The organism is Herbaspirillum sp. UBA812, from assembly GCF_002296545.1.
Classification (GTDB): Bacteria; Pseudomonadota; Gammaproteobacteria; order Burkholderiales; family Burkholderiaceae_D; genus Herbaspirillum; species Herbaspirillum huttiense.
Map to the genome: position 1 here is coordinate 476 of NZ_DBIC01000278.1, position 7,104 is coordinate 7,579.

At 61.1% G+C, this 7,104-nt stretch carries 6 protein-coding genes; all 6 read right to left on the reverse strand.

The genetic code is table 11. The features are described from left to right. The coding region (locus tag B3873_RS19220; protein WP_286868287.1) for an ATP-binding cassette domain-containing protein at positions 1–1,046 on the reverse strand (1,046 nt) is incomplete at its 3' end. A 229-nt stretch (positions 1,047–1,275) separates the two neighbouring features. Next, positions 1,276–2,349, reverse strand: coding sequence for a multiple monosaccharide ABC transporter substrate-binding protein (gene chvE, locus B3873_RS19225; protein ID WP_276841322.1), 1,074 nt, complete (start codon positions 2,347–2,349; stop codon positions 1,276–1,278). A gap of 219 nt (positions 2,350–2,568) precedes the next feature. Further along, positions 2,569–3,591 (reverse strand): galactofuranose ABC transporter, permease protein YjfF, encoded by a 1,023-nt coding sequence (gene yjfF, locus B3873_RS19230; protein WP_039789108.1) that lies wholly within the window; start codon positions 3,589–3,591, stop codon positions 2,569–2,571. Beyond that, positions 3,588–4,667: an ABC transporter permease gene (locus B3873_RS19235; RefSeq protein WP_039789111.1), complete on the reverse strand. Its 1,080-nt coding sequence runs from the start codon at positions 4,665–4,667 to the stop codon at positions 3,588–3,590. Before B3873_RS19235 ends, yjfF begins: the two co-directional genes overlap by 4 nt. After that, positions 4,664–6,214, reverse strand: coding sequence for a sugar ABC transporter ATP-binding protein (locus tag B3873_RS19240; RefSeq protein WP_034336094.1), 1,551 nt, complete (start codon positions 6,212–6,214; stop codon positions 4,664–4,666). Before B3873_RS19240 ends, B3873_RS19235 begins: the two co-directional genes overlap by 4 nt. 126 nt (positions 6,215–6,340) lie before the next feature. Then, positions 6,341–7,104, reverse strand: a 764-nt coding sequence (locus B3873_RS19245; protein ID WP_286868293.1) for an ABC transporter substrate-binding protein, incomplete at its 5' end; no start/stop codon positions are given.

The window sequence follows — 7,104 nt, forward strand, 5'->3', positions numbered from 1 at the left end:
CGGTCTTCGGTGACGTAGGCGATGCCCTTGTCGATGGCCTTCTCGATGGTGGACAGGTCCACTTCCTTGCCGTGCAGGAAGGCCTGGCCGGTGATCTTCTTGCCGTAGGCACGGCCGAAGATGCTCTTGGCCAGCTCGGTACGGCCCGCACCCATCAGACCGGCGATACCGACGATCTCGCCGGCGCGCACGGTCATGTTGACATCCTTGATGGCCAGGCGGTCCGAGTGCAGCGGGTGGTGTACACGCCAGTCGCGCACTTCAAAAATCACCTCGCCGATCTTGGGATCGCGCTGCGGATAGCGGTCGGCCATTTCGCGGCCCACCATGTGCTGGATGATGCGGTCTTCGCTGATCGGTTCAGCGCGGCAGTCGAAGGTATCGACCGTGGTGCCGTCGCGCAGCACGGTGATCGAATCGGCTACCTTGGAAATTTCGTTGAGCTTGTGCGAGATCAGGATCGAGGCGATGCCCTGGCGCTTCAGTTCCAGTAGCAGTTCCAGCAGCGCATCGGAGTCGCTTTCATTGAGGCTGGCGGTCGGCTCGTCCAGGATCAGCAGCTTGACTTCCTTGGAGAGCGCCTTGGCGATCTCGATCAACTGCTGCTTGCCCACGCCGAGGTCACCGACCTTGGTCAGCGGGGATTCCTTCAGACCGACCTTGGCCAGCAGTTCCTTGGCGCGCACGTAGGATTGTTCCCAGTCGATCACGCCGCCGCGGGCTTGCTCGTTGCCGAGGAACAGGTTTTCCATCACCGACAGCAGCGGCACCAGCGCCAGCTCCTGATGGATGATGATGATGCCCAGGTGTTCGCTGTCGCGGATATCCTTGAAGGCACGCACCTCACCCTTGTAGACGATGTCGCCGGAATAGCTGCCGTGCGGGTAGACGCCCGAGAGCACCTTCATCAGCGTGGATTTGCCGGCGCCGTTTTCGCCGACGATCGCATGGATCTCGCCTTCGCGCACGGCCAGGTTGACGTTGTTCAACGCCTTCACACCCGGGAAGCTTTTCTCGATGCCGCGCATTTCCAGAATGTTGCTCATGATGCTGACCTCTCATTTGCCGGGCTTGCGTGGATCACGTAGCCGGACTTGTTTGTCTCTTGCGCGTTGCGGTGGGGCAAGCGCGACTTCCTGAAAGAATTAGTCCCGCACAGAGCGGGACCATGCTGTTCTTCTTACGGTGATTCTTGTTCTTGTTGGGTCTTGCGGTACTGCCGCAGGCGGCGCCGACATCGAGGATGCCGGCTGCCCGCGTATTACATGATGATGCTTACTTCAGTTGTGCTTCGGTGTAGTAACCGCTGCCCACCAGGATTTCCTTCCAGTTCGACTTGTCGACCACGACCGGCTTCAACAGGTAGGAAGGCACGACCTTCACGCCGTTGTTGTAGGTCTTGGTGTCGTTGATCTGGGGCTGCTTGCCACCCAGGACGGCGTCAACCATACCGACGGTGACCTTGGCCAGTTCGCGGGTGTCCTTGAAGATGGTGGAGTACTGTTCGCCACGGATGATGGACTTGACCGAAGGCACTTCCGCATCCTGACCCGAGACATACGGGAACGGCTGTTGCGGGCTGCCATAGCCGACGCCGCGCAGCGAGGACAGGATACCGATGGACAGGCCGTCATACGGGGACAGCACGGCGTTGACCTTGGCGTTGGTGTAGAAGGCCGACAGCAGGTTGTCCATACGGGCTTGGGCGGTAGCCGGATCCCAGCGCAGGGTCGCGACCTTGTCCATGCCCATCTGCTTGGAACGCACCACCAGCTTGCCGCTGTCGATGTAGGGCTTCAGGACCGACATGGCACCGTTGTAGAAGAAGAAGGCGTTGTTGTCGTCCGAAGAACCGCCGAACAGTTCGATGTTGAACGGACCCTTGCCTTCCTTCAGGCCCAGGGCCTTTTCCAGCGATTGTGCCTGCAGCACGCCGACCTGGAAGTTGTCGAAGGTGGCGTAGTAGTCGACGTTCTTGGAACCACGGATCAGGCGGTCATAGGCGATGACCTTGACGCCCTTGTCGGCAGCCTTCTGCAGCACGTCAGTCAGGGTGGTGCCGTCGATGGCGGCGATCACCAGCACCTTGGCACCCTTGGTCAGCATGTTCTCGATCTGGGACAGCTGGTTGGGGATGTCATCTTCCGCGTATTGCAGGTCGGTCTGGTAGCCCTTTTCCTTCAGGACCTTGACCATGTTGTTGCCGTCAGCGATCCAGCGTGCCGAAGACTTGGTGGGCATGGCCACACCGACCAGCTGCTTGCTCTGTGCGCTCACTTGGGCGCTGATGGACATCAGGGTGACGCCCAGGCCGAGGGCAATACCGCTCAATACGGATTTGATTTTCATGCTTCGAGTCTCCAGTCTCTATTTATGGAATGGCGTGTTGTAGTTATCTAAAACAGCGCCTCTAGTTCTGATGAATGTCATGCAGAGCAACTGTTTTGCGGGCTCTACATTAATTGCTTTACCAATACATTTCTAATGATTTTTTGAGCGTAATGGATATGTTTTTCGGTATAACTCCCTCTATGTAAAGTTATCTTAATTAAGCTTAAAAAATCCCGCCTAAGCCACGGCTGGCGCGGCTTTCGCCGATCCAGCCGATTTGCCGCGCAGGGCTCCCAGGGAAATGACACGCTGCGCGACGCAAAAGACGAACAGCAGCGCACCAATGAAGATCTTGGTCCACCAGGAACTGAGGCTGCCATCGAAGGCAATGAGGGTCTGGATCACGCCAAGGATGAGCACGCCGGTCAGTGTTCCCGCCACGTAACCATAGCCGCCGGTGAGGAGCGTGCCGCCGATGACCACGGCGGCAATCGCGTCCAGTTCCACGCCCTGCGCATGCAACCCGTACCCCGAAAGCATGTAGAAGGAGAACAGCACACCCGCCACCGATGCACAGAATCCGCTGAAGGCATATACCAGAACCTTGGTGCGTCCGACCGGCAAGCCCATCAGCAGCGCCGAGCTCTCGCTGCCGCCGATGGCGTAGACGGCGCGTCCGAAGCGGGTGCCATGGGCCATCCAGATCGCCACGGCCAGCACGATCAGGGCGATGACCACGCTGGGCGAGATGAACAGTCCGCCGAACTCCAGCCGCGACTGCGATAGTTCGACGAACAGCGGCTCATCGATGGTGATGGAATTGATGCTGATGAGGTAGCACAGCCCCCGCGCCAGGAACATCCCGGCCAACGTGACGATGAAAGCCTGCAGTTTGAAATAATGGATCATCGCGCCCATCGCCGCACCGAAGCCCGCGCCCATCAGCAGGACGGTCGCAATCACCAGCAGCGGTGGCCAGTGCCAGCTCTGCAGCAGGAAGGCCGCCACCATGGTGGTCAGCGCCAGCACCGACCCGACGGAGAGGTCAATGCCGCCGGAGAGGATGACGAAAGTCATACCGATGGCCACCACCAGCAGGAAGGCATTGTCGATCAGCAGGTTCAGCATCACCTGCGGCGACAGGAAGCCATCGTAGCCAAACGCCCCGATGACCAGCATCAGCACCAGCAGCGCCACCGTAACCATGGAGGTGAACCACGGCGCGTGCGAGGCGCGCCGCAAGGAAGAAGCAAGCATCATGATTTGGACATCCTCAACATGCGGCGGAATTCCGGCGACTGCGACAGGCAGACCAGGAACACCACGATGGACTTGACCACCATATTGACTTCCGGCGGCACCCCCAGCGAATAGATCGTATAAGTCAGCGTCTGGATGATGAGCGCGCCGATGACGCTGCCCACCAGGCTGAACTTGCCCCCGGCCAGCGAGGTGCCACCCAGGGTCACGGCCAGGATCGCATCCAGTTCCAGCAGCAGCCCGGCGTTGTTGGCGTCGGCACTCTTGATGTTGGAAGCGATCATCAGTCCCGCCAGACCAGCGCAGGCGCTGCAGAACATGTAGACGAAGAAGATCAGCGCGGCAGTACGGATGCCGGCCAGGCGCGAGGCCACCGGATTGATGCCGACCGACTGGATGAACAGCCCCAGCGCGGTCTTCTTCATCAGCAATGCCAGCAGCAGGAACATGGCACCGGCGATGTAGAGCGAGAACGGCAAGCCGAACAGGTAGCCACCGCCCAGGAAGAAGAAGGGCTTGTAATACACCGTCACGATCTGGCCATCGGTGAGCAGTTGCGCCAGCCCGCGTCCGGCTACCATCAGGATCAGCGTGGCGATGATGGGCTGCAGCCCGAGACCGGCCACCAGCAAGCCGTTCCACGCTCCGCACAGCAGTGCCGCACCCATCGCCGCGCACAGTGCCCATACCATCGGCACGTTGCTGACGTATTCGGAGACACCATTGACCACCACCATCTTGCCGCCGATGAGAACGGCCGCGACGGCACCCGAGATGGCCACCACCGCGCCCACCGAAATGTCCACCCCGCGCGTGGCGATCACCAGCGTCATGCCGAGCGCTGCCAGCATCAGCGGGGCAGCACGGTTGATGATGTCGATCAGGGCGCCATACAGGTGGCCGTCCTTGATCTCCAGCTTGAAGAAGCCCGGCACCAGCAGGAAATCGATCAGCAGCAGCAAGGCCAGCGCTGCCAGGGGACGCACCAGCGGGTGACGCAGCAGTGCTGCAAAAGCCGGCGCGCTGCCGCTGGCGGCGCTGTCGGGAATCAGTTTGGAATCCATGGATGCACTCATGCGGCCTCTCCCGCGATCACCTGCAAGACCGATTGCTCATCGAGCTCGCCGCGACGGTACTCGCCGCAGGCTCGGCGGTCGCGCAGCACCAGCATGCGGTCGCTGCAGCGCAGAACCTCGGGAATCTCCGAAGAAATGAAAAGAATGGACATGCCCTTGCGGCACATGGCGATGACGAAATCCATGATCTCCTGCTTGGCCCGCACATCGATGCCGCGCGTGGGTTCATCCAGGATCAGCATGCCCGGATCGGTGGCCAGCCAGCGTGCCAGCAAGGCCTTCTGCTGGTTGCCGCCGGAGAGCAGGCCGATCGGGGTTTCCAGGTCGGCCGTCTTGATGCCGAGCCACTTGACGTAATCGGCGGCGATCTGGTTCTGGCGCTTGCGCGGCAGCACGCGGAACAACCCTTGCCTTGCCTGCAGCGCCAGGATGATGTTTTCGCGCACGGAGAGTTCGAGGATCGCGCCCTCCTTCTTGCGATCCTCCGAACAGAAACCGATACCCGCCGCAATCGCATCGCGCGGATTGTCGAGCTTCACGCTGCGCCCTTCGATGCGCAATTGCCCGCAATCGGCGCGGTCGGCACCGAACAGCAGGCGCGCCATCTCGGTCCGTCCGGAACCGAGCAGACCGCACAGGCCGAAGACTTCACCGCGCCGCAATTCCAGGTCCTGCGGGGACAGCACGCCACGCCGGCCGAAACCATCAGCCTGCAGGAACACCTCGCCCTTGCCAGCTTCATCGGCGGACAGCCCGGCCGCCAGTGCCTCGGCGCCCGCTTCCACCTTGCGATGATCGACCGCCGTCACGCCGACCATCTTGTTGACCAGATCCAGGCGCGACAAATCGCCGACCAGATATTCGCCTTCGCGCACGCCATTGCGCAGCACGGTAATGCGATCCGAGATGTCGTAGGTCTGGTCCAGGAAGTGGGTGACGAAAAGAATCGCCATCCCCTGCTCACGCAGGCGGCGCAGTACCTTGAAGAGTTGCTGGACCTCGGCTTCGTCCAGGCTGGAGGTCGGCTCATCGAGAATGAGCACCTTGGCCGAGACCGAGAGCGCACGCGAGATCGCCACCATCTGCTGGATGGCCAGCGGATAGGACGACAGCAGCGCGCCGACATCGATGTCGATCTGCAGCTGCTGCAGCAATTGCTTCGACTGTGCATGCACGCTCTTCCAGTCGATGCGGCCGAAACGGCGGGGATAGCGGCCGACGAAGATGTTCTCGGCCACGGAAAGATTGGGACACAGGTTGACTTCCTGGTAGACCGTGCTGATGCCCAGCGACTGCGCCTCCAGCGTAGAGGCCGGCGCAATGGCGCGGCCATCCAGTTCGATCTTGCCTGCATCGGGTTCATGCACGCCGGTCAAGACCTTGATCAGCGTGGACTTGCCTGCGCCATTCTGTCCCATCAGGGTATGCACTTCCCCCGGGAACAGCCGCAGGCCGACATCGGTGAGCGCCTTCACGCCCGCGAATGCCTTGTGGATACCGCTCAATTCCAGCATGGGACGCGCCTGCGTCCCGACAGACATCGTCATCGCAACTCCATCAGAAGCATCGGAATCCTGATGGGCGCGCGCCGTCTTGCGCACTCCCATCAGGCCACACCAGCACCGCGCGCGCCCTGGGCAATCCAGTGCGCGCGCGCTGCCGTCATGCAGGCATCAATACTTGCGGTTCGGGAATTCCTTGGCCGCCACTTCCGCCGGGAAGATGCCTTCCTCGGTGGTGATGCGCTTGGGGACTTCCTTGCCAGCCTTGATGTCCTTGGCGATCTGCATCAGTTGCGGGCCCAGCAGCGGGCTGCATTCGACGGTGACATTGAGCTTGCCGGCCATCATGGCTTCGAAGGCACCCTTGACGCCATCGATGGAGATGATGGTGATGTCCTTGCCCGGCTTCAGACCGGCTTCTTCGATGGCCTGGATGGCGCCGATGGCCATGTCGTCATTGTGGGCGTAGAGCACGTTGATCTTCTTGCCCTCGGCCTTGAGGAAGGCTTCCATCACTTCCTTGCCCTTGGCGCGGGTGAAGTCGCCGGTCTGCGAGCGGATGATCTTCAGGCGCGGTTCGCTCTTGATGACTTCCTCGAAACCGGCCTTGCGGTCGATGGCCGGTGCCGAACCGACGGTGCCTTGCAGCTCGACGATGTTGATGTCGCCGGCGGGCATGGACTTGGCCTTGTCCAGCAGCCAGCGGCCAGCGCGGCGGCCCTCTTCCACGAAGTCCGAACCGATGAAGGTGACGTACAGCGACTTGTCAGAAACGTTGACGGCGCGGTCGGTCAGGATGACCGGAATCTTGGCGGCCTTGGCTTCACGCAGCACGGTTTCCCAGCCCGACTCCACCACCGGCGAGAAGGCGATTACGTCGACCTTTTGCGCGATGAAGGAGCGGATTGCCTTGACCTGGTTTTCCTGCTTCTGCT